Consider the following 22708-nt stretch of genomic DNA (forward strand, 5'->3'; position numbering starts at 1 on the left):
AAAAACTAGGTTTCTTGTTTGACGATTGGGTATCAATCCAGTATGATTGAACTGAAAATAAATAAGAGGTGATTATATGAATATCGCAAAGACCATTGACCATACGATTCTTAAACCAAACGTTACTGACGCTGATGTCATCAAAATTTGTAACGAAGCAAAAACACATGGCTTTTTTTCAGTTTGTGTAAATCCTTACTTTGTTCCGTTAGTAGCTTCTGAACTTAAAGGATCAGAAGTGAAAGTTACGTCAGTAATTGGTTTTCCTTTAGGTGCAAGTACCACTTTTATCAAAGCTGCTGAAGCAAAAAAAGCAGTAGAAGATGGTGCAAATGAAATCGATATGGTAATTAATGTATCGGCTTTAAAAGATGGCAAATATGATTTTGTTAAATCCGATATTGCTGCAGTAGTTGAAGCAATAAAAGGCAATGCAATTTTGAAAGTTATCTTAGAGACTTGTTTACTTACGAAAGACGAAATCGTTAAAGCGTGTGAACTCTCTAAAGAAGCTGGTGCTCAGTTTGTTAAAACTTCAACTGGTTTTAGCACTGGTGGTGCTACAGCTGAGGATGTTGCACTTATGAAAAAAACAGTAGGAGAGGCACTCGAAGTGAAAGCATCTGGTGGCGTTAGAGATTATGAAACAGCTATGGCTATGATCAATGCTGGGGCTACAAGAATTGGTGCTTCTGCTTCAATTGACATTGCTAACAAAAGCAATACTAGTACTTCAGATTATTAATTAAATAAAATATCGAAGCGAGTTGTCATAATATATTTATGTCAACTCGCTTTTTAAGTTATATCTCTCTATTTTCCAATTAAATTACAACTCACTGTTTATATAGTTTTAATTTTATTTCATTCGCAAATCATATATAATATATATATTAATCAAAAATAATACTAACATCTACAATAGGAGCTCAAAATGAATCTGAGAGATATTAAAATCACTTCTTTTTCAAAACTGATTATCGTTGCTACTGTTTTAATTCTCATTTTGACAAAAACAGCACTCTGGAAATATATTGCCGCTGCGCTTGCTCCTATATTAATGGCCTTTATTTTGGCATATATTATGGATTATGTTGTTCGATTTTTAGAAAAACGCGTAAAATTATCTAGGATGATCTCCATTTTAATTACCGTGGTTTTATTTATTGCTTTACTGACTCTACTTGGGTTTGTAATTTTTCCAAATATAGTTGAAGCAGTTGCATCATTGATTAAAGCAATTGGTGCAATAGACATGACTAAAGCTGTAGACTTTTCCTTTCTTAACCAGATCGATTTTAATAACATTTATTTGAAACAACTTCAGCAAACTATTGTTGATACATTAACACCTATGCTTCAAAAGTTAACTAATTTTACAGGTACCGCTGTAATGATCATCGTGAATCAGCTTCAGCAAATAACGTCTGGTTTAATTTCATTTCTTATTTCGTTTGTTATTGCACTTTATATGCTCGCTGAAAAGAACGATCTTATTGCTCGAATAAAACGATTACTTTATGCATACTTTAATGACAAACAAGTTCAATGGGTGTTTTATATCTCAAGGATGAGTGATATGATCTTTAAAGATTTCGTTATCGGCAAGCTAATTGATAGTACCATAATCGGTCTTTTATCTTATTTCATCTTTGTGTCATTTGGATTTGAATATTCTGTTGTTATTGCTTTAATTGTTGGCATAACAAATATGATTCCATATTTCGGACCATTTATCGGTGCTATACCAGCAGGAATTATTACTTTAATTGCTAATCCTACTCATCCAATTGATGTCGTATACATCTTATTACTTATCTTGATCATTCAACAACTGGATGGACTCGTGATAGGACCTTTTATACTAGGTGATTCAGTAGGTGTTTCTGCTTTTTGGATAATCGTCGCTGTAACAATTGGTGGTGCATCTTTTGGTATTTTAGGGATGTTTTTGGGCGTACCTGTATGTGTTCTGATAAAAACTTTAATTGAAGAAGACATTGAGAGAAAACTTGCTGCTAAAGGATATGATGGACTTGAAGAACAAAACTTGAGATTTAGAAAAAAACATCATAAGTCAACTTAAGTAAGGGGGATTAAATGACAAATATCATGGTAATTGACATAAATGCAACGACAGTCTATCGAATCCGGAAAATTCTTGATGGTATTCCTGTTGAAATTGTTAGTGCCACAACGATGTATGAAGCTATCAATCGCGTTGGTAATTTACAATCTGTATTAGATCTAATCATTATTGATGTCAATTTAGGCTCTGAAGATGGATATGATTTAATTACAAAACTCAAAGAGATAAATCCTAACCTTATGGTCATTATCTCAACAAGCCTAAATACGAGAAAGTCATTTGTAAGGGCAATTAGGGTAGGAGCCAATGATTATATTCTTAAGCCTTTTGATGATGAATACATGAAACAAAAACTTTTAACACATATTAAATTTATTGATAGTGCAAAAACATTACCAGCAACTTCACAAAAACAGATTGATACTTCTATATATAAATCTATCAAGAAAGCAGTTCGAGAAAACCATGAATTATTAATAGGACTAATTTTAGTTTACAATAAAAAAAATCCTGCTCAACCTGCTAATAACGTACGAGATATCGCTATTATCAAAGGGTTATACAAAGACTTAGAAGAATCACTCAATATAGAAGATGAAGTAATTTCATACAGCAATAATGGCTTTGTTATTGTACTACATAAAAAGTCAATCCATATGAAAACGGAAGTAGTAGCATTGTATAAAGGTATTTGTGAATCCTATTTTATCAATAAAAATGTTGATGAATTTGGCTTTGATATAGAATTTATAAATTTACCAAACGAAATTGATCCAAGGCAAAATGCATTAAGTATTTTAGCTGGTCGAATTGAAAAAAATATAGGTTAGTTCCATGCAATAGATGTGCCAAAAATGACATGAATAAACCTTTCATGTCATTAAATTTCTTAAATTTAACTTTTTTGTTATTTTATTTTTTAAAAAAAGTATTATAATATATATTAGTTTGACTTTACATTACCTTTAACTTAAATTATAAATCTGACCGAGGTGTCAATATGAAACAAACTTATAATGTAGGAGTAGACGTAGGTTCTACTACTGTTAAAATGGTTATCTTAGATGAAGATAACCAAATTATTTTTAAAGATTATCGTCGTCATTTCTCAGATGTTAAAAATACGGTAAGTACTCTTTTTGAAGATGCAAAAAACACTTTAAATGCTGCAAAACTCAAATTAATGATTACAGGTTCTGCTGGTCTAGGACTTGCAGAAAGTCTTGGTGTAGGTTTTGTACAAGAGGTTGTTGCCTGTTCAAAAGCTATAAAAAAATATGCCCCTTCAACTGATGTTGCAATTGAACTCGGCGGTGAAGATGCTAAAATTATGTATTTTGGAACAAGTGTAGAACAGCGTATGAATGGAACATGTGCTGGTGGTACGGGTTCGTTTATTGATCAAATGTCATCCTTGCTAAAAACTGATGCAACAGGTCTAAATCTACTTGCTACTCAACATAAAGAGATATATCCAATTGCCTCACGTTGTGGTGTGTTTGCAAAGACAGATATTCAACCTTTACTTAATGAAGGTGCATCCAGAGAAGATATTGCAGCGTCTGTACTACAAGCTGTTGTTAACCAAACGATCAGTGGACTTGCTTGCGGTAAACCTATTCGTGGTAAAGTTGCTTTTCTTGGTGGACCTTTATCATTTCTTTCAGAACTTAGAAAAAGATTTGAAGTAACTTTAAACTTAGCTGATGAAGATATTATAGCTATTGATAATCCTCAATATTTTGTAGCAATAGGTGCAGCTCTTCAGTCGTTTAATGCTGAAGCTTTGGAACCACAATGTATCTACGATAAAATGCCTAATATATATTGCGTTGGCCCTGACACGGATGGGCAACTTGACAAACTGTTTGAAACAGATGATGATTATGAATCATTTAAAGCAAGACACGCACTCCATAAAGTAAAACGCGGATCACTTTCTGATGTAACAGGAAATTTATATTTGGGCATCGATGCTGGTTCAACCACTACAAAAATAGCAGTAATTGATGATGCAAAAAATCTTGTCTTCAGCCATTATGGATCAAATGAAGGCAATCCATTAAGTACTACAATCGCTGCACTTAAACAGTTTTATAGCGAAAAACATCCTGAAGCTAAAATCGTTTATAGTACGGTTACTGGATATGGTGAAAGTTTAATAAAAGCTGCACTAAAAATTGATCATGGTGAAATTGAAACAGTTGCACATTACAAAGGCGCTGACTACTTTTTACCTGGCGTTGATTCAATTTTAGATATCGGCGGCCAAGATATGAAAAGCCTACGTATCAATGATGGTGTTATCAACTCAATTATGTTAAATGAAGCATGTTCATCTGGTTGTGGTTCATTTATTGAGACCTTTGCAAATTCAGTTAATCATACTGTACAAGATTTTTCAAAACTTGGTTTAATGTCGGAAAAACCTGTTGATCTAGGTACTCGTTGTACTGTTTTCATGAATTCACGTGTAAAACAAGCACAAAAAGACGGTGCAACTGTTGGAGATATATCAGCAGGAATATCTATGTCTGTTGTTAAAAATGCATTATTTAAAGTAATCAGAATGCGTTCAATTGAAGATTTGGGCGAAAAAATTGTTGTACAAGGTGGGACATTCTATAATGACGCTGTTCTTAGAGCACTAGAAAAAGTGTCTGGTAAAGAGGTTGTTAGACCTGATATCGCCGGCATCATGGGGGCATTTGGTTCTGCTTTAATCTCAAAAGAACGTTATAGTGAAGACTATGTAAGTGCAATGTTAAGGGACGATGCCTTAAACGATTTTAGTACTAAAACAGAGACAAAACACTGTAACCTTTGTGGTAATCATTGTCAACTCACTGTTAATCACTTTTCTGATAATCGACAATACATTACCGGCAATCGTTGTGAAAGAGGTGCGGGGATCGAGGTTTCTGAAAATACGCTTCCCAACTTATACGATTATAAATACAATAGGGTTTTTGATTATCCTGTTCTAAGTCGAAAAGAAGCACCTCGTGGAACGATTGGTATCCCAAGAGTTCTAAACATTTATGAAGACTATCCATTTTGGGTAACATTTTTCACTCAATTAGGATATAGAGTTGAACTTTCTACTCGTTCATCTAGAAAAATATATGAAATGGGTATGGAAACTATCCCATCAGAGAGTGTCTGTTATCCAGCTAAGTTAGTTCATGGTCATATTGAAGATTTAATCAATCGAAAAGTTGACAAGATATTTTATCCTTGTATTCCATACAATACTAAGGAAGATCAAAACGCTAACAATCATTACAATTGTCCTGTTGTTACCTCATATCCAGAGACAATTCACGTGAATGTAGATCATATAAAAAACAAACAAACAGCGTATCATCATCCATTTTTACCAATTGATTCGCCTGACCGCATGAAAAAAAGACTTTTTGAAGAACTAAAATCTTGGGGTCTAAATAAGGATGAAATCTATGGAGCAGTGGACAATGGATATGCTGCACTAGAAAAATACAAAGCCGATGTAAGACAACAAGGTGAATTGGCAATTCTATATTTAGAAAGACACAATATTAAAGGTATAATCCTTGCAGGAAGACCTTATCACGTCGATCCTGAAATCAACCACGGTATCCCAGAACTGATCAAGTCATATGGTTTTGCAGTTCTGTCTGAAGATGCAGTTGCACATCTTGACGATGTCAATAGACCTTTACGCGTGGTGGACCAATGGGTTTATCATACACGTCTGTATGCTGCTGCAACATTTGCTTCAAAACGAAAAGACATTGAACTTGTTCAGCTCAACTCATTTGGATGTGGTCTTGATGCGGTTACTTCTGATCAGGTTAAAGAAATTCTTGAAGGAACAGGTAAAATTAGCACACTCATCAAAATAGACGAGATCAACAACTTAGGCGCAATTAGAATTCGCGTAAGATCTTTAATCGCTGCTATCAACGAACGTGACAAAAGATGCTTTGTTCCTGTAGAATTTACTCCTGCAGCTGAGCGCGTCATTTTCACTGAAGAAATGAGAAAAACACATACAATTTTGGTTCCGCAAATGTCGCCAATTCACTTCCAATTTATTGAGGCTGCTTTGAAACCAGAAGGATATAATATCGAAGTTTTACCATCTATCGATACTGGTGCAATCGATGAGGGCTTAAAGTATGTTAATAATGATGCTTGCTATCCATCAATTTTAGTTGTCGGTCAAATGATGAATGCACTAAATTCTGGCAAATATGATTTGGATAAAACTGCATTAATCATCACTCAAACTGGTGGTGGATGTAGAGCGACTAACTATATCGCATTTATCAGACAAGCTCTAAAAAGTGCCAAAATGGATCATATTCCAGTTATCAGTCTCAACGCCTTGGGGTTAGAATCCAATCCTGGGTTTAAGATCACGAGACCACTACTAGAAAAACTTGTTCAAAGTATGTTATATGGTGATTTATTCATGCGTGTGCTCTATAAAACAAGACCTTATGAAGCTGTGAGCGGATCAGCAAATGCTCTTTATTCAGATTGGGTGGATAAATGTAAAGTATCACTTATGAAAGGGGACAAGAAAACTTTTAATAAAAATATTAAAGCTATTGTCGCTGATTTTGATGCTATTGCTTTAAATGATATTTACAAACCAAAAGTTGGTTTAGTGGGTGAGATTTTAGTGAAATTCCATCCAACTGCAAATAACAATATTGTTGAATTAATTGAAAAAGAAGGTGCTGAGGCAGTTATGCCAGATTTAATTGACTTCTTTTCATACACAGCATACAACAGCGTTATTAAGAACAAATATTTATCTGGTACTATGAAAGCAAGATTAACCAGCGAAGTGCTAATTGGATTAATTGAGTTTTATCGTAAGCCTATGGTTACTGCACTTAACAACAGTAACCGCTTTAGTGGTCCAAAACATATCAAAGAGCTTGGACGACTTGCTGAGCCACATCTATCTTTATGTAATCAAACTGGAGAAGGTTGGTTTCTAACTGCTGAGATGGTAGAACTAATTCATAGTGGCGTTGATAATATCGTCTGTATGCAACCCTTCGCCTGTTTACCAAATCATATAACTGGGAAAGGCATGATCAAAGAACTTAAACAAAGTTACCCAGAATCAAATATCGTTGCTATTGATTATGATCCTGGTGCTAGTGAAGTAAACCAAATCAACAGAATTAAGCTTATGTTAGCAACAGCGCACGAAAAAATATCACCTTCAAATGATAAATAAACTTTTTTAAATTTGTAAGGTATTGTTAAGCAGAACCTACTATAAGTGATTTATAGTAGGTTCTTATAATTTTTAATTAATATATTCTTTAATAAATAGACTGACGCTGTGTTAACCTTACATGGCAATCGTTTTTTATTTCTGATATAATGAAGTAGATAAATTATGGAGGTGTAGATTTGAGTACTCATATTAATGCAAAACTTGGCGATATCGCAGATATCGTATTATTACCTGGTGATCCGCTTAGAGCTAAATATATTGCTGAAACTTTCTTAGAAAATCCAGTATGTTACAATCAAGTTCGTGGAATGTCTGGCTTTACCGGAACTTATAATGGTGTTAGGGTATCTGTTCAAGGAACAGGTATGGGGATGCCATCTTTATCAATTTACGTTAACGAATTATTGCGCTTTTATGATGTTAAGAAACTAATTCGTGTTGGCTCGTGTGGTGCTATGAAACCACATGTAAAAATTAGAGATATCATTTTAGCTCAAGGTGCTTCTACAACATCAAATATGAATAATCGTCGTTTCGGTAGTGTAAATTTTGCTGCTATTGCTGACTTTGAATTACTTCATGAAACATATATGACAGCTAAAAGCAATGGCATGAAAGTTCATGTTGGTAATATTTTATCTGAAGATAGTTTCTATGAGGACTATAATAGCAATCGCAATGCTAAGTTAGTTGATTACAATATCTTAGCGGTTGAGATGGAGGCTGCTGAACTTTATACTTTAGCAGCTAAGTATGATGCCAGTGCACTATGCGTTTTAACAGTGAGTGATTCTTTAGTTACACAAGAAGAGACTACTGCTGAAGAAAGAGAGCGTACATTTGGCGAGATGATCAAATTAGTCTTAGATACTGTTACAAAATAATTAGCTGGTCTTAACGATAGATTAATTATCCTTGTCTCGTTTTTATGTCCTAATCGACCAAAACTTAATAAGTTTTAGACTTAGTAGGGTGCTTATGCACCCTTTTTTGTGTTATAATGTTGGATGAAATAGAGAAAGGGGCACTATTAATGGAAGATAAAATACTTATATTTGGTCATAAAAATCCCGACACAGATAGTGTAACCTCTGCGATTGCACTGTCATATTTAAAAAACAAATGTGGGCAGCTTACAGAACCATGTGTTTTAGGTGAAATTGCCAAAGAAGCTGAATTTGTACTTGATTATTTTGAAGTCCAGAAACCTCGAATGATTGAAAATGTCAAAATTCAGTTAAAAGATTTGGATTTTGATAGAATCTTGCCTTTGGAACCTTCAAATTCTATTCTAAAAGCGTATAATCATATGAATTCATATAAGATTAGAACTTTACCGATCGTAGATCCTGATGGATACCTCATCGGAATTATCACCATGAAAGATATTGCTATGAATGCAATCAATGGTGATTATCACGCTATACACACGACATTTAATAATATTAAGCAAGACTTAAATGCAGATATATTGAACTATGGTCACAGCGATATCAATGGGCATATTGTTATAACCGCATTTCATGAAACTACAATCATCAAACAGCATCGCATAGAACCTGATTCAATCGTCATCACAGGAGACCGTTTTGACATAATTGAACATGCTATTCTTACTAAAGTTCAGTTAATTATAGTAACAGGTGATTTGGAAATTCCGGAGTTGTTAATTGACAAGGCAAAAGTAAGTGGCGTTAACCTTATTCGTACATCGTATGACACTTATTCAACTTCAAAACTCATCAATCAAACGAACTTTGTCAGTACAATTATGAATACCAGTAGACTCATGAAGTTTAGAGTAGATGAATACCTTGAAAATTGTCGTGAAATTATCCAGACCTCTAAGCATTCAAAGTTTCCAGTGGTTGACGAACAAGGTAGATATCTAGGTATTATTGGTAGAACTCATTTTCTGAATCCAACAAAAAAGAATGTGATTCTTGTAGACCATAACGAATACTCACAGTCTGCAAACGGACTGGTTGAAGCAGAGGTGTTAGAAATTATTGATCACCATAAAATTGGTGATATCAATACCAATTTACCAATATCCTTTAGAAATATGCCTGTAGGAAGTACAAATACAATTATTTTTCAACTATTTAAAGAAGAAAATATCGATATTCCCAAAGAAATTGCAGGACTTATGCTTTCTGGAATTGTATCGGACACCTTATTTTTAAAATCACCTACTACAACTTATTTTGATGAACATGCCGTTTCAGTTTTAAAAGAAATTGCTGCGATTGATCTTTCAAAATATGCACTTGAAATGTTTAAAAATGGAACTTCTCTTGAAGGACGTACTGTCAGTGAAATTTTCTTTAATGATTTTAAAGAATTTGTTATTGAAGGGTATAAACTTGGTGTGTCTCAAGTTTTCACTCTTAATTTTGAAGAGATTATTGAAAATAAAGAAAAATACTTAAAATTAATTCAGAACATTCATGATGATAAGGATCATTTCTTAACTTTAATGCTCGTCACTGATATTATCAAAGAAGGCTCATATACTCTTTATGTAAGTAAGCACGATAGACTGATGAGCATGGCTTTTGAAAAATCAGTTGAACAAGGAACATTTATAGATAATATTGTTTCTCGAAAAAAACAAATTATTCCTATGCTTATTAACGCCATCAATATGATCAAATAGACCTCAAGGAGGAAACACAAATAAATGCTTAATAAATATAGCTATTATCACAAACTCGGAATTGAGCAAATTACGCTTTCTTATATTGAAAAGTGTGAAGCTCAAATTAATCCTCAATTTAAAGCTATTGATGACATTGCTGAGTTTAACCAGTTAAAAGTACTACATGCTATGCAAGAAAACAAATTATCAGATATACATTTTAACTGGAATACCGGTTATGGCTACGATGATATTGGTAGGGATGCTGTAGAAAATGTTTATAAGACTGTCTTCGGTGCAGAAGATGCTATTGTACGCCCGATTATCGTATCTGGAACTCATGCATTGACACTGATGTTAACGGGCATCCTTAGACCTAAACAACGAATGTTGAGCATCACAGGCAGACCATATGATACTCTTGAAAAAGTGATTGGACTGTCCAAATCAGAATCTATGTCTTTGTTAGACATAGGGGTAATCTATGATGAAGTTCCACTTAACCTGGAGGGTTCATTTGATGTGACAGCTATAAAAGAGGCTATGTCCAAACCAACTGATGTCATCTATATCCAACGTTCTGCTGGTTATGCATGGAGAAGGGGACTTAAGATCTCTGAAATAGCGGAAGTAATTAAACTAGTTAAAAAAATTGCTCCTAACTGTATAGTAATGGTGGATAACTGTTATGGTGAGTTCTTAGATTATCAAGAACCCACTGAGGTAGGCGCTGATTTAATAGCGGGAAGCTTAATTAAAAACCCCGGTGGTGGATTAGCACTTAGTGGTGGCTATATTGTAGGAAAAAGTCAACTAATTGAACAAGTTGCCGGACGTATGACATCTCCTGGAATTGGTAAAGAATGCGGATTGACATTTGGTCAAACACGTCCTATTTTACAAGGCCTTTTTATGGCACCAAAAGTCGTTAGCGGTGCGTTGAAAGGTGCGATACTATGTGCAAAAGTTTACGAAACACTTGGATACAAAGTAAATCCATCACCTGAAGCAAGCAGAAGTGACATCATACAAGCGATCGAATTTGGTACGCCTGACAAAGTCATTTCATTTTGTAGAGGTATACAAAGCGCATCACCAATTGATAGCTTTGTTACACCAGAACCATGGGCAATGCCTGGATATACCAGCGATGTCATAATGGCAGCAGGAGCTTTTGTACAAGGTTCTTCTATTGAACTAAGTGCTGACGCACCAATTAGACCTCCATACATTGCATATTTTCAAGGTGGTTTAACGTATGAACATTCTAAATTTGGAGTAATAAAATCTTTACAAACACTGCAAAATAGTAATTTAATTACTATCTAATAAAATCTATTAAATGGAGGGAACATGAATTATAATCAACGCGCACTTGAATTACACGAAGCTGCAAAAGGCAAAATCGAAGTAACAAGTAAAGTTAAACTTGAATCAAAAGATGACTTATCGATGGCTTACACACCAGGCGTTGCTGAACCATGTAGAAAAATTGCAGCTAATCCAGAAGATGTCTACAAGTACACATCTAAAGGCAACTTAGTTGCAGTAGTCTCTGATGGATCAGCCGTTTTAGGTTTAGGTAACATCGGCGCGAAAGCTGCTATTCCAGTCATGGAAGGCAAGGCTATACTTTTTAAAGCCTTTGCAAATGTTGATGCATTCCCAATTTGCGTAGAATCTCAGGAAGTCGATTCCATCGTCCAAACTGTAGTACAAATTGCTCCGGTATTTGGTGGTATTAATCTTGAAGACATTTCATCTCCTAGATGTGTTGAAGTTGAAAGGAAACTTAAGGAACTACTTGATATTCCTGTTTTCCATGACGATCAACATGGTACAGCTATCGTTGTTTGTTCAGCACTGATTAACGCACTTAAAATCGTTAACAAAAAAATTGAAGAAATAAAAATTGTTATTAACGGCGCAGGTTCAGCTGGTAATGCGATCGCTAGAATGCTTGTTGACTTAGGTGCTAAAAATATTCTTTCATGTGATCGTGCCGGAATCATTAGTAGAAACGTAAAACAAAAAAACTGGGTTCAAGATGAAATTGCACTAATAACCAATTCAAACTGTACAGAAGGTACATTAGCAGATGCAATGGATGGCGCTGACGTATTTATAGGCGTTTCATCCAAAGATGCAGTTTCAAAAGAAATGGTAACTTCAATGAATACTGATTCTATTGTTTTTGCGATGGCTAATCCAGATCCTGAAATTATGCCTGATTTAGCTAAAGAGGCAGGCGCAAGAATTGTAGGGACTGGTCGATCAGATTTTGCAAATCAAATCAATAACGTACTAGCTTTTCCAGGTATTTTCAGAGGCGCTTTAGATGCCAAAGCATCAGATATCAATGAAGCTATGAAAGTTGCAGCAGTTTATGCTATTGCAGACCTTATCTCTGCTGATGAATTAAATGATGAATATATCATCCCATCTGCACTTAACAAGAGCATTGGAGAAAAGGTTGCAACTGCAGTATACAAAGCAGCTGTTGATTCAGGTGTTTCTAGAGTATAGAAATAAATGTACAATAATAAAGCTAAAATAGCTTAAAGGGACATATAAAATGATATTTCATCATTTTATATGTCCCTTTAATAATTAGTTCAAGTATATCTCTATACGCTGATTTTAGTTAACTGTTACACTAGTTTTAGTTTAGTTTTATCAATTTTACCACTAAATAAAATAGTAATTATATTAGATTTTAGTAATCACCTTGAGCGATCATTGCATCAGCAACCTTTATAAATCCAGCGATATTTGCTCCTGCCACTAGATTATAGCCAAAACCGTAATCTTCAGATGCCTTTGCTGCGTTTTTATGGATGTTGATCATGATGTTTTTAAGTTTTGCATCAACTTCTTCAAATGTCCAAGAATAGCGCATAGAGTTTTGACTCATCTCAAGTGCAGAAGTCGCTACACCACCTGCATTTGCAGCTTTTGCAGGAGCAACTAGGATGTTATTATCAAGGAAGTACTTGACTGCTTCGTTGGTACATGGCATATTTGCGCCTTCACCAACAGCAGTAACACCATTAGCCACAAGTGTCTTCGCATGTTCCAATGTGATATCATTTTGAGTAGCACAAGGTAAAGCAACATCACATTTTATAGACCAAACAGCACCGTGACCTTCAACATATTTAGCTTCAGCATGTGTTTTGAGATACTCACTAATTCTTTTTCTTTCAACTTCTTTAAGTTGTTGAATCAAAGGTAAATCAATCCCATTCGCATCATATACATAACCGCTAGAATCTGACATCGCAACAACTTTTGCGCCTAATTGCGTTGCTTTTTGACAAGCATAAATCGCAACATTACCAGAACCGGAGATTGCAACAGTTTTTCCTTTCAAATCTTGACCATTGTGTTTAAGCATCTCTTCAACAAAATACACAAGACCATAGCCAGTAGCTTCTGTTCGAGCTAATGAACCGCCGTAAGTTAACCCTTTGCCAGTAAGTACACCATTTTCAAATGCGCCTCTTAAACGTCTATATTGACCATATAGGAAACCAATTTCACGCCCACCAACACCAATGTCCCCAGCTGGAACATCAACATCTGGTCCAATATGTCTATAAAGTTCAGTCATGAAACTTTGACAAAATCTCATAACCTCAGCATCTGATTTACCTTTTGGGTCAAAATCAGATCCACCTTTACCGCCACCAATAGGTAATCCAGTCAATGAATTTTTAAAAATCTGCTCGAATCCTAAAAATTTAACGATCCCAATATAAACAGAAGGGTGGAAGCGTAAACCACCTTTATATGGTCCAATCGCACCATTAAACTGCACTCTAAATCCACGATTGATATTTAAATTACCATGATCATCAACCCAAGGTACTCTAAAAACGATTTGTCTTTCTGGTTCAGTAATTCTTTCTAATATATTTGCTTTTTCATACTCTGGATGTTTTTTAATTACTGGTTCTAGTGATTCAAAAACTTCTTCTACAGCCTGTAAAAATTCCTTCTCATAAGGACTTCTAGTTTTAATACGCTCAAAAACAGATGTAATATACGACATACAAGTCTCCTTTAACAAATAATTTAGTACTACTAAAATAATATCACTTTTTTACGTTTAATAAAATAATCATTTTATAACAAAATAGTGATTTAATCACTTTCGTCCTAAAAAAGGCATCATTAAGTATAATTTACACTTAATGATGCCTTTTAAATTCTGTATTTGTAATTACATCTTTCTAAAAACACCTCTAACTTTTCCAAGAATCTGAACATCATCCACATAAATAGGAGACATAGATGCATTTTCTGGCTGCAATCTAACACGTGCTTTTTCTTTATAGAAAGTCTTAACTGTTGCACTATCATCAATCATAGCAACAACAATATCACCACTATTCGCGTCATCTTGCTTTTTAACTAAAACTAAATCTCTGTTAAAAATACCAGCTTCAATCATACTATCACCTTTAACTTTTAGCATAAAGTATACGCCTTCATCGACAAAATCAGAAGGAATGGGGAAGGTCTCATCAATACTTTCAACTGCTAAAATAGGTTGACCAGCAGTAATTTCACCAACTATTGGAACGAAACGTGTATCTCTAGCTAAAGAAACTACGTTTGAAACAGGTTCATTTTCCATATCGAAAATCTCTATTGCTCTAGGTTTAGTAGGATCTCTTCGGATCTTACCAAGCTCTTCTAATCTAGTAAGATGAGTATGAACAGTAGAAGTTGATTTAAGACCAACTGCTTGACAAATTTCACGTACCGAAGGTGGATAGCCTTTTTTTGAGACTTCGTCCTTTAAAAAATCTAAAATCATCTGTTGTTTCTTAGAGATAGAAGCACCCATATAATACCCCCTGTCATATTTTATATAGTTATCATTAAATTTATTATAGAACAAGTTTAAACTTAAAATAATATGCTCAATACCTTTAATTAAGCTGATTATAACATAAGCACTAAAAAAAATCAAACATTAGTTCTGTTTTTCTCTTTACAAAGAACGCACGTTCGTATATAATTGCATTATAAGAACACATGTTCTTTAAGTGCTAAAACTATAAGATAATATAAGAAAGGAAGTTGATCTTTATGAACCAATCAAAAAATCAGATGACATTCGACTATAATAGACAATCAGGCTACACTAAAACCAAAAAAAGAAAAAGATTATACATCGTCAATAGAGCGCGTTTTGTCATTATGACATTGATTACGCTTATATTGCTCAGTACAATCATTTCTTATATTTCTGGATTTATTATGTCTGAAGCTGCCACAAATCATACAGATATTTTTGTTAAAGTTGTTGCAGGGGATACGCTTTGGGATATTGCATCAAAATATAATTTTTATGAAGAGGATGTTCGTGCCGTTGTATATAGAATTAAAGAATACAACCACATGGATGAGAGTACCTTATTTATTGGACAGACCATTGCAGTTCCAACTTCTAATAGATAGACATTAAAACAATATTTGACATTAGTATTATGAATTGTTCTAAGGATAGCATCAATAAAACTTCAAATTTTACTTTTTATTTTTCTTCACTTCATTGTATTCATCTAGTAATTCATAATTATTAATCACATCACGCTTTGCATTCTTCTTATGTGCTGCGTAAAGCTGTGTTGTTGTTACATTATCATGATCAAGTAAATTTTGTACATCATATATAGAAAATCCATATTGAATTAATGAAGAGGCTGCAGTTGCACGTAATTTGTGCGGACTATAGCCTTTATCTCTAGAAGTCTGCATTGCAATTGATGTGTATTTTTTCACTAATTCTCTTATAGAGCGAACAGTCATTCTTGTACCTTGTAGTGATACAAAAAGAGGGTCATCAAGATTAATTGTATTTAATCTTTCTAATTTAACGTACTCATTAATTACAGATAACGCAGAATGATTTAAAGGCATATTAACTTCTTTTGCTCGTTTTCTATATATTTTAAATTCACCACGAGCATAGTTTATAGAACTGAGATTCAATTGCTGAATTTCACTAACTCTTAGGCCATAAGTTGTAAAAAGCACAAGCATCGCTTTATCTCTTAATTTAGTTTTTTCCCAATACTGTTTTTCTTTTTCCGTGAGTCCTTCACCAGTTTCAACAGCATTTATCATCCTTTGTACTTCTTCAATTTCAAGTCTCTTAATTGCATCAGGTTGTGGTTTGGGTAATTTTATAGGATTAAATCCTTCAGAGATGTTTTTTTCCATTAATTGATCTCTATAAAAGAACTTAAAAAGTACACTCAATGAAGATCGCTTACGTGCTAGGGAACGGTTGTGATTTTCCATAATATAATCAGCATTATCAGTTTCTACAATATAACGTGTACAAAAATCTGCAAGAAATAAATTAATATCTTTAGCTGTTATTTTATAAAACGCATCAGCGTCTATATCAACGGGTTTTTGAGCATCTGAAAATTGCAGCTCATTAACAAGATAATTACAAAAAAAGAGCACATCACTAAGGTATGCTAAGCGAGAGCTTAAAGCAACTGCATTTTTAAGATACATAAAGTAATCTGACATAAAATCAGGAAGTTGAGATTCTATCCATAAACATTTGCGAATCATTTCATTTTGTTTAATCACTATATTATCAGGAGTGTCAGATTTATTGTGTATTTTTAGTTTTTTATTTTTACTAAGTCGACTGTTTAGATCTCCTTGATTAATCCCAGTCAATTTGTTGGAATTAGAAGAGGGGGTCATTTTTTTCTTTGCCATATGCACTCCTTATTTTTCTATTTTCAACTATTCCCTAAATATACATTTGAGGAATAGTTGATACATACTTATTATAGCACACGTGAGCTATATTTACTATTAAAAAATCGCTCATATCTGTGTCTGCTTAACATCTAAGCTTTTCACTGATGTGAACGATTAATTAAACTTATTATTCTTTATCCACGATAAACTTCGATACAGGTTTAAGTGCATTCAATAGAATCATACCAATTCCAAATACTGAAACTAATTCACCCATTAAAACGCCACCCATAAGTACCAACAATCCATCTGGTATACCATAAGCAAGTTTTAATAAAAACCCAACAACTATTGTATTAATTAGTATTGGTGGCACGGTCACTAGCCATGCTTTTTTACGAAGCTTGTACGAAAGATACGCTGCTAACAAAGTGGCTAAACTACCAAATATTATATCCCAGATTACTGCACCGCCAACGATATTGGCAATCAGACAACCTACAAAAACACCAGGTATCGCAGCACTGGTAAAATAAGGCAAAATCGTCAACGCTTCAGCGATCCTAAATTGTATAGGCCCAAAACTGCTAAAACTAAATACCATAACGAGCACTACATAAAGCGCAGCAATTACACCTGCTTTTACCACATAATTTACATTTCTATTCATTTTTTCCTCCCTAGTTTTGTTTTATGACAGGATGGTTTCGAACTGTCACGCTTAAATGTGCTTCCTTACAAACAATTTATAAGTTATAAAATCATTAAAATACCCCCTAACAAACGTTAAGGGGTATAAAATAAACTTAAATATGACTTGATCAAAATCACGTATATAAGATTTAACACCCCTTGTTTTTTATAGTGGGTACCAAGGAAACACTATCATCTCGACTATTATAACATATTGTTTGATTTAGTAAATAAAATCATTCGTTTTTGTAGCATTTATACAAAAGAAAAAAAGTCACGCCACTAAAGCAGTTTATACCTACGTAATATACGAAGGGCATCTAAAGTTAATATGCCCGACCATTCACGCTTGGCAACTTCCCATTCCTCAAGATATGAATCCCAAGACCAACTCGGAATAATATGGCCAATTAGAGACAGTTTATTTAATAGAAATTGTAAGTTTTCATTTAACAAATCCTCTGATACTTCAAACAAATCAGCTTTGCTTAATTCTACAAATTTCAAAGGGTATGGCGTATAATTGTTCCAATCTTCAGGATTTATAGTAACTATTTTCTGATATGCAACAGTCAAGTACGGTAACATAATATCTTGATCGATGTCTGACATGTGATTGTACATTCTAATATAACACATAAGTTCATGTTCTTCGTCAAGATTACTAGATACAAGTTTGTTTAAGTAATAATTTTTAAGTTGTATGATGTCTAACTTGTCTCGAATATTTCTGAATTTGTATAAATACCCCACTATTTCAGCACTTGGGTTTCCACTTAACTCACGTTCAGTAGCTCGATACGTCCACCAAGGTGCATGTGGAAATAAATTAACCATTTTAGATGTTGACTCCCAACCCTTTAATTCTTCATTGTAGGTTGATTCCAGATACAATAGTGCTAAGTTGATTTGTTCAAGAGCACCTTCAGTCTCAGTAAATTCTGCCAATATTCTTAGGGCGATTGAAGTTGCCATTGGTGATGAAAATGACATTCTGAAATCTGGTTCTAAACCATTACCATATCCCCCATCTTTGTTTTGATACATCTTTAATGCCTTAACAACTTTCTCTCCACATGGTGATATAAAATAATGGCCTAACAATAATTTTTCGAGGTAACGAGCATTATTTAATATATAGCTTGAAGAAGCATCAAAAGCAGACTGATTAATGTTTTTCATAAATACCTCCAAAGTTATAGTTACTATTAATATAACCAATATTACTCAAGTTAAGCATTTATTTACCATTATATCGTCTGCTTTTTTAAATTTCATAATATAAAGCAATAATTTAACCAACCTAGACTTTTAAAGATACTTCCTTACCCAAAACATTGATATGTTTTTTTCTAATTGGTTCAACTTCACATTCTATAAATGTTGTGACTTGCTCTGAGCTTCTTCCTATATAATCTTGGGGATTAAGTAGTAGTTTAACATCATCGTGTGATAAGTTGAAAATCGGATCACTCACAATTCTATCTAATAAATCATTTTCTTTTCCTTCGATTTTTACTTGTTTGCCCGCTTCCATAGAATGCACACGGATTGCTTCATGTAATTCTTGTCGATCGCCGCCTTTTTTTACGGCTTCCATAATGATATTTTCTGTTGCCATAAAAGGAAGCTCAGCCATCACATGCTTTTCAATAACCCTTTCATAAACAACTAAGCCTGAGCTTACGTTATTTGCAATGTCGAGGCAAGCATCAATTGCTAAAAATGATTCTGAAACCGCCAAACGCTTATTCGCACTATCATCAAGTGTTCTTTCGAACCATTGTGTCGCAGCAACAAGCTGCGGACTTGTAGATAAAGACATCACATATTTACTTAAAGAGGATATCCTTTCACTTCTCATTGGATTTCTTTTATATGCCATTGCAGAAGATCCAATTTGTTTAGATTCAAAGGGCTCTTCAATCTCTTTTATCGATTGAAGCATTCTTAGATCATTGGTCATCTTGTGAAGAGAAATAGCTATACCATTTAAAACGCCTAAAACTTTAGCATCTATTTTGCGTGTATAGGTTTGTCCAGTAACACTTAGAGACTTTGCAAAACCCATTTTATGAGCAACCATTTCATCAAGTTTTATAACTTTCTCATGATCCCCATCAAATAAACTAAGGAACGATGCTTGTGTACCAGTAGTACCTTTTACACCTCTCATTTTAAGCTGTGACAGTAGTACTTCCAAATCTTCATAATCCATCACCAAATCCATCAACCAAAGTGTAGCTCTTTTACCAACCGTCGTCAGCTGAGCAGGTTGAAAGTGCGTATATCCCAACGTTGGAATGTGTTTAGTCTCATCTGCAAATTTTGATAATTTATCAATCAATATAGCTAACTTTTCTTTTACTAATAACAAGCCTTCACGCATTACAATTAAATCCGTATTATCACCCACATAGGCACTGGTTGCCCCTAAGTGAATAATTGGCTTAGCAGTTGGACATTGTTCTCCATATGCAAGGACATGGGACATAACATCATGTCTTACTTCTTTTTCGATTTGAGCAGCTCTTGCAAAATCTATATCATATATATGCATTTTCAACTCATCGATCTGAGCATCTGTAATATTAAGTCCAAGTTCTTTCTCACATTCAGCCAAGGCAATCCAAAGTTTTCTCCAATTTGAAAATTTATTATTTGGAGAAAATATCTTTAACATCTCTTCACTTGAATATCTTTCTATCAAAGGGTTTTGAAAAAATTCGTGCATTTGTTCCTCCTAAAATTTATTCTAGCTTTAATATACGAACATTTTTTTGCTAAAACTATTTAATATCCACTTTCTGTTTAATTATAATATAATACCACACCATTTACAAACAAAAAGAGCCTTAAAAGGCTCTTAATTAATATTTTTTAATTTTTTTATTCTTATCTAGGTTGAACAATTAATTTTATAGCAGTTCTTTCTTCACCATCGATGATGATATCAGAGAATGCTGGAATACATATCAAATCAATGCCTGAAGGAGAAACAAATCCTCTAGCAATAGCAATTGCTTTAATTGATTGATTAATTGCACCTGCACCAACTGCTTGTATCTCTGCGCCTCCATGTTCCCTAATTACACCGGCTAAAGCACCTGCGACAGAATTTGGATTTGATTTTGAGGATACTTTTAAAACTTCCATTTTAGGACCTCCATTATTATAATATATGCTTTTGTACGATTAGTTTAATTGCTGTTCTTTCTTCACCATTAATCTCTACTTCAGAAAAAGCCGGAATAAAAACCAAATCAAAACCACTTGGCAATAAAAAACCACGAGCAATGGCAATAGCCTTAATTGATTGATTAATTGCACCTGCGCCAATCGCTTGTATCTCAGCATGTCCTTGATCTCTTATGATACCAGCTAAAGCACCTGCGACTGAGTTTGGTTTCGAGTGCGTTGCTACTTTCAATACTTCCATTCCTACGATCCTCCTTAGTGCGAATGATATGAGAATATGTAGTTTTTATATACCCTTGATTTTTTATGTTAAACACATGTGATTTTTTCATTAAATTTGAAACAAAAAACATTATCAAAACAAAAAATTAAAAAGAAGAATTCACGAATGAATTCTTCTAATTTTCATAATAATTCTATGATTTATTTTGCAAAATCAGTTACCCTAGATTCTCTAATTACATTTACTTTAATTTGTCCAGGATAATCTAAATCTGCTTCAATTTTCTTGCTAATCTCTCTTGCTAATAAGAACATATCGTCATCACCAATTTTTTCAGGAATGACTACTACTCTAACTTCTCTTCCAGCTTGAATAGCAAAAGATTTTTCAACACCATCATAACCATTTGCAATATTCTCTAAAGATTCCAAACGTTTGATATATGTGTCTAATGTTTCTCTTCTCGCTCCCGGTCTTGCAGCAGACAATGCGTCAGCGGCAGTAACAAGAATCGCCTCGATAGACTCAGGCTCATAATCACCATGGTGTGTACTCATCGCATGGATGACTGCTTTTGATTCACGATATTTTCTAAGAATTTGCATACCTAATTCGATATGTGTTCCCTCTAAGTCATGATCTACAGCTTTTCCAATATCATGGAGAAGACCTGCACGTTTAGCTACTTTTACATCTGCACCAATCTCTGCTGCCATAAGTCCAGCAAGATGAGCTACTTCAATAGAATGCTTAAGAACATTCTGTCCATAACTAGTTCTATACTTCAATCGACCTACAAGCCTAATTAGCTCAGGATGTAAATTGTGAATGCCCACTTCAAAAGTTGCATTTTCACCTTCAGTTTTAATAATTTGTTCAATTTCTTTTTTAGACTTTTCAACCATTTCTTCTATTCGAGTTGGATGAATTCGACCATCAATAATTAATTTTTCAAGTGCCATTCTTGCAATTTCTCTTCTAATTGGATCAAAAGATGAAAGAATAACAGCTTCAGGGGTATCATCAATAATTAAATCTACTCCTGTTAACGTCTCAAGTGCTCTGATGTTACGTCCTTCTCTACCAATAATTCTGCCTTTCATCTCATCGTTAGGCAAGTTTACTAATGATACAGTACTTTCGGCTACGTAATCTGCAGCACACTTTTGAATCGCATAGGCTAAGATATCCTTCGCCTTTTTGTTCGCCTCTTCACGCGCTTTACCTTCAATTTCTTTTATAAGTACCACCGTGTCATGCTGAACATCTTTTTCTACATCCGCTAAAAGTTGATTCTTAGCTTCTTCTGTAGTTAATTGTGAGATGCGTTCTAATTCCTTGATTTGATTAGAGTATAAAATCTCAGCTTCCGCTTCTCTATCTTCAACAGTTTTAATCTTTACCGCAAGCTTATCTTCTTTCGTTTCAAGATTTAACGCTTTTTTATCAAGCGCTTCTTCTTTTTGAAGATTTCTGCGTTCAAGTTTTTGAATTTCGGCACGGCGATCCTTAGTTTCTCTATCAATTTCTTTGCGGATTTGATGTGCTTCTTCCTTAGCTTCTAAAACTTTTTCTTTCTTAACAGATTCTGCTGCTTTAGATGCTTCTGCAATGATTTCTTTAGCTTTAAATTCAGCGCTTAAAATTACTTTTTCAGCGGTATTTTTTCTAACCAAATAACCAACACCAAATGCAATTACTCCTGCTACAAGAGCAACTATTATAACTATTATTACAGGTACGTTTATGTCGTTCACCCCCTTACGTAAATTTTAAGACCAGCTTTACCGGTCTTTATATTCATGTATATAAGAAAATACAATCATACAATTAATTTTATAATTTTTCGCAAGAATTGTCAATACTAGTGATACGCCCAAA

The 22708-nt window shown here is 34.0% G+C and carries 18 protein-coding genes; 9 read left to right on the forward strand and 9 right to left on the reverse strand.

All coding sequences use genetic code 11. The features are described 5' to 3' along the window. Positions 1–76 precede the first annotated feature (76 nt). The 8 genes from deoC to QE109_RS00310 all read left to right on the forward strand — a co-directional run bounded on the left by deoC (position 77) and on the right by QE109_RS00310 (position 12498). The gene (gene deoC, locus QE109_RS00275; protein ID WP_281092356.1) at positions 77–745 is read left to right on the forward strand and encodes a deoxyribose-phosphate aldolase; all 669 of its coding nucleotides are present in this window, start codon (positions 77–79) and stop codon (positions 743–745) included. Between the two features lie 189 nt (positions 746–934). Beyond that, positions 935–2086 (forward strand): AI-2E family transporter, encoded by a 1152-nt coding sequence (locus QE109_RS00280; RefSeq protein WP_281092357.1) that lies wholly within the window; start codon positions 935–937, stop codon positions 2084–2086. 14 nt (positions 2087–2100) lie between these two features. Beyond that, a complete protein-coding gene (locus tag QE109_RS00285) occupies positions 2101–2919 on the forward strand; it encodes a response regulator (protein ID WP_281092358.1) in 819 nt (272 codons plus the stop codon). Positions 2920–3089: 170 nt separating this feature from the next. Further along, positions 3090–7328 (forward strand): 2-hydroxyacyl-CoA dehydratase, encoded by a 4239-nt coding sequence (locus QE109_RS00290; protein ID WP_281092359.1) that lies wholly within the window; start codon positions 3090–3092, stop codon positions 7326–7328. 179 nt (positions 7329–7507) lie between these two features. Continuing rightward, positions 7508–8215, forward strand: a complete 708-nt coding sequence (deoD, locus tag QE109_RS00295; protein WP_281092360.1) for a purine-nucleoside phosphorylase — start codon at positions 7508–7510, stop codon at positions 8213–8215. A 149-nt stretch (positions 8216–8364) separates the two neighbouring features. Beyond that, entirely contained in the window at positions 8365–9990 is a 1626-nt protein-coding gene (locus QE109_RS00300; RefSeq protein ID WP_281092361.1) for a putative manganese-dependent inorganic diphosphatase, read from the forward strand. A gap of 24 nt (positions 9991–10014) precedes the next feature. Next, positions 10015–11301 (forward strand): methionine gamma-lyase family protein, encoded by a 1287-nt coding sequence (locus tag QE109_RS00305; RefSeq protein WP_281092362.1) that lies wholly within the window; start codon positions 10015–10017, stop codon positions 11299–11301. Between the two features lie 24 nt (positions 11302–11325). Continuing rightward, the gene (locus QE109_RS00310; RefSeq protein ID WP_281092363.1) at positions 11326–12498 is read left to right on the forward strand and encodes an NAD(P)-dependent malic enzyme; all 1173 of its coding nucleotides are present in this window, start codon (positions 11326–11328) and stop codon (positions 12496–12498) included. A 190-nt stretch (positions 12499–12688) separates the two neighbouring features. Here the strand turns inward: QE109_RS00310 and gdhA are convergent, their stop codons facing one another. Together gdhA and lexA are read right to left on the reverse strand one after the other, a co-directional pair. Continuing rightward, on the reverse strand, positions 12689–14026 hold the full coding sequence (gene gdhA / locus QE109_RS00315) for an NADP-specific glutamate dehydrogenase (protein WP_281092364.1): 1338 nt from the start codon (positions 14024–14026) through the stop codon (positions 12689–12691). Positions 14027–14197: 171 nt separating this feature from the next. Beyond that, on the reverse strand, positions 14198–14827 hold the full coding sequence (lexA, locus tag QE109_RS00320; protein WP_281092365.1) for a transcriptional repressor LexA: 630 nt from the start codon (positions 14825–14827) through the stop codon (positions 14198–14200). A gap of 245 nt (positions 14828–15072) precedes the next feature. On the opposite strand from lexA, the gene QE109_RS00325 reads away from it, so the two are divergent. Continuing rightward, positions 15073–15444 carry a LysM peptidoglycan-binding domain-containing protein gene (locus QE109_RS00325; RefSeq protein WP_281092366.1) on the forward strand — a complete coding sequence of 124 codons (372 nt, stop codon included), beginning with the start codon at positions 15073–15075 and terminating at the stop codon, positions 15442–15444. 69 nt (positions 15445–15513) lie between these two features. Here QE109_RS00325 and QE109_RS00330 read toward each other — a convergent pair whose 3' ends face one another. The 7 genes from QE109_RS00330 to rny all read right to left on the reverse strand — a co-directional run bounded on the left by QE109_RS00330 (position 15514) and on the right by rny (position 22584). Further along, positions 15514–16728 carry a tyrosine-type recombinase/integrase gene (locus QE109_RS00330; protein ID WP_281092367.1) on the reverse strand — a complete coding sequence of 405 codons (1215 nt, stop codon included), beginning with the start codon at positions 16726–16728 and terminating at the stop codon, positions 15514–15516. A gap of 172 nt (positions 16729–16900) precedes the next feature. Further along, positions 16901–17383 carry a QueT transporter family protein gene (locus tag QE109_RS00335; RefSeq protein WP_281092368.1) on the reverse strand — a complete coding sequence of 161 codons (483 nt, stop codon included), beginning with the start codon at positions 17381–17383 and terminating at the stop codon, positions 16901–16903. 305 nt (positions 17384–17688) lie between these two features. Next, entirely contained in the window at positions 17689–18588 is a 900-nt protein-coding gene (locus QE109_RS00340; RefSeq protein ID WP_281092369.1) for a hypothetical protein, read from the reverse strand. 121 nt (positions 18589–18709) lie between these two features. Continuing rightward, complete coding sequence (gene purB, locus QE109_RS00345; RefSeq protein ID WP_281092370.1) at positions 18710–20140, reverse strand: adenylosuccinate lyase; 1431 nt, start codon at positions 20138–20140, stop codon at positions 18710–18712. Positions 20141–20301: 161 nt separating this feature from the next. Beyond that, positions 20302–20562: a stage V sporulation protein S gene (locus QE109_RS00350; protein WP_281092371.1), complete on the reverse strand. Its 261-nt coding sequence runs from the start codon at positions 20560–20562 to the stop codon at positions 20302–20304. 16 nt (positions 20563–20578) lie between these two features. Beyond that, complete coding sequence (locus QE109_RS00355) at positions 20579–20845, reverse strand: stage V sporulation protein S (protein ID WP_281092372.1); 267 nt, start codon at positions 20843–20845, stop codon at positions 20579–20581. Between the two features lie 182 nt (positions 20846–21027). Further along, the gene (gene rny, locus QE109_RS00360; protein ID WP_281092373.1) at positions 21028–22584 is read right to left on the reverse strand and encodes a ribonuclease Y; all 1557 of its coding nucleotides are present in this window, start codon (positions 22582–22584) and stop codon (positions 21028–21030) included. Between the last annotated feature and the right edge of the window lie 124 nt (positions 22585–22708).

Source organism: Fusibacter bizertensis (genome assembly GCF_029914245.1).
GTDB classification, from domain to species: Bacteria; Bacillota; Clostridia; order Peptostreptococcales; family Acidaminobacteraceae; genus Fusibacter_C; species Fusibacter_C bizertensis.

Bases quoted from the DNA above. Each gene is read 5' to 3' on its own strand.
- deoC (WP_281092356.1), top strand. From the start codon at position 77: ATGAATATCGCAAAGACCATTGACCATACGATTCTTAAACCAAACGTT.
- QE109_RS00280 (WP_281092357.1), top strand. From the start codon at position 935: ATGAATCTGAGAGATATTAAAATCACTTCTTTTTCAAAACTGATTATC.
- QE109_RS00285 (WP_281092358.1), top strand. From the start codon at position 2,101: ATGACAAATATCATGGTAATTGACATAAATGCAACGACAGTCTATCGA.
- QE109_RS00290 (WP_281092359.1), top strand. From the start codon at position 3,090: ATGAAACAAACTTATAATGTAGGAGTAGACGTAGGTTCTACTACTGTT.
- QE109_RS00300 (WP_281092361.1), top strand. From the start codon at position 8,365: ATGGAAGATAAAATACTTATATTTGGTCATAAAAATCCCGACACAGAT.
- QE109_RS00305 (WP_281092362.1), top strand. From the start codon at position 10,015: ATGCTTAATAAATATAGCTATTATCACAAACTCGGAATTGAGCAAATT.
- QE109_RS00310 (WP_281092363.1), top strand. From the start codon at position 11,326: ATGAATTATAATCAACGCGCACTTGAATTACACGAAGCTGCAAAAGGC.
- gdhA (WP_281092364.1), bottom strand. From the start codon at position 14,026: ATGTCGTATATTACATCTGTTTTTGAGCGTATTAAAACTAGAAGTCCT.
- lexA (WP_281092365.1), bottom strand. From the start codon at position 14,827: ATGGGTGCTTCTATCTCTAAGAAACAACAGATGATTTTAGATTTTTTA.
- QE109_RS00325 (WP_281092366.1), top strand. From the start codon at position 15,073: ATGAACCAATCAAAAAATCAGATGACATTCGACTATAATAGACAATCA.
- QE109_RS00330 (WP_281092367.1), bottom strand. From the start codon at position 16,728: ATGGCAAAGAAAAAAATGACCCCCTCTTCTAATTCCAACAAATTGACT.
- QE109_RS00335 (WP_281092368.1), bottom strand. From the start codon at position 17,383: ATGAATAGAAATGTAAATTATGTGGTAAAAGCAGGTGTAATTGCTGCG.
- QE109_RS00340 (WP_281092369.1), bottom strand. From the start codon at position 18,588: ATGAAAAACATTAATCAGTCTGCTTTTGATGCTTCTTCAAGCTATATA.
- purB (WP_281092370.1), bottom strand. From the start codon at position 20,140: ATGCACGAATTTTTTCAAAACCCTTTGATAGAAAGATATTCAAGTGAA.
- QE109_RS00350 (WP_281092371.1), bottom strand. From the start codon at position 20,562: ATGGAAGTTTTAAAAGTATCCTCAAAATCAAATCCAAATTCTGTCGCA.
- QE109_RS00355 (WP_281092372.1), bottom strand. From the start codon at position 20,845: ATGGAAGTATTGAAAGTAGCAACGCACTCGAAACCAAACTCAGTCGCA.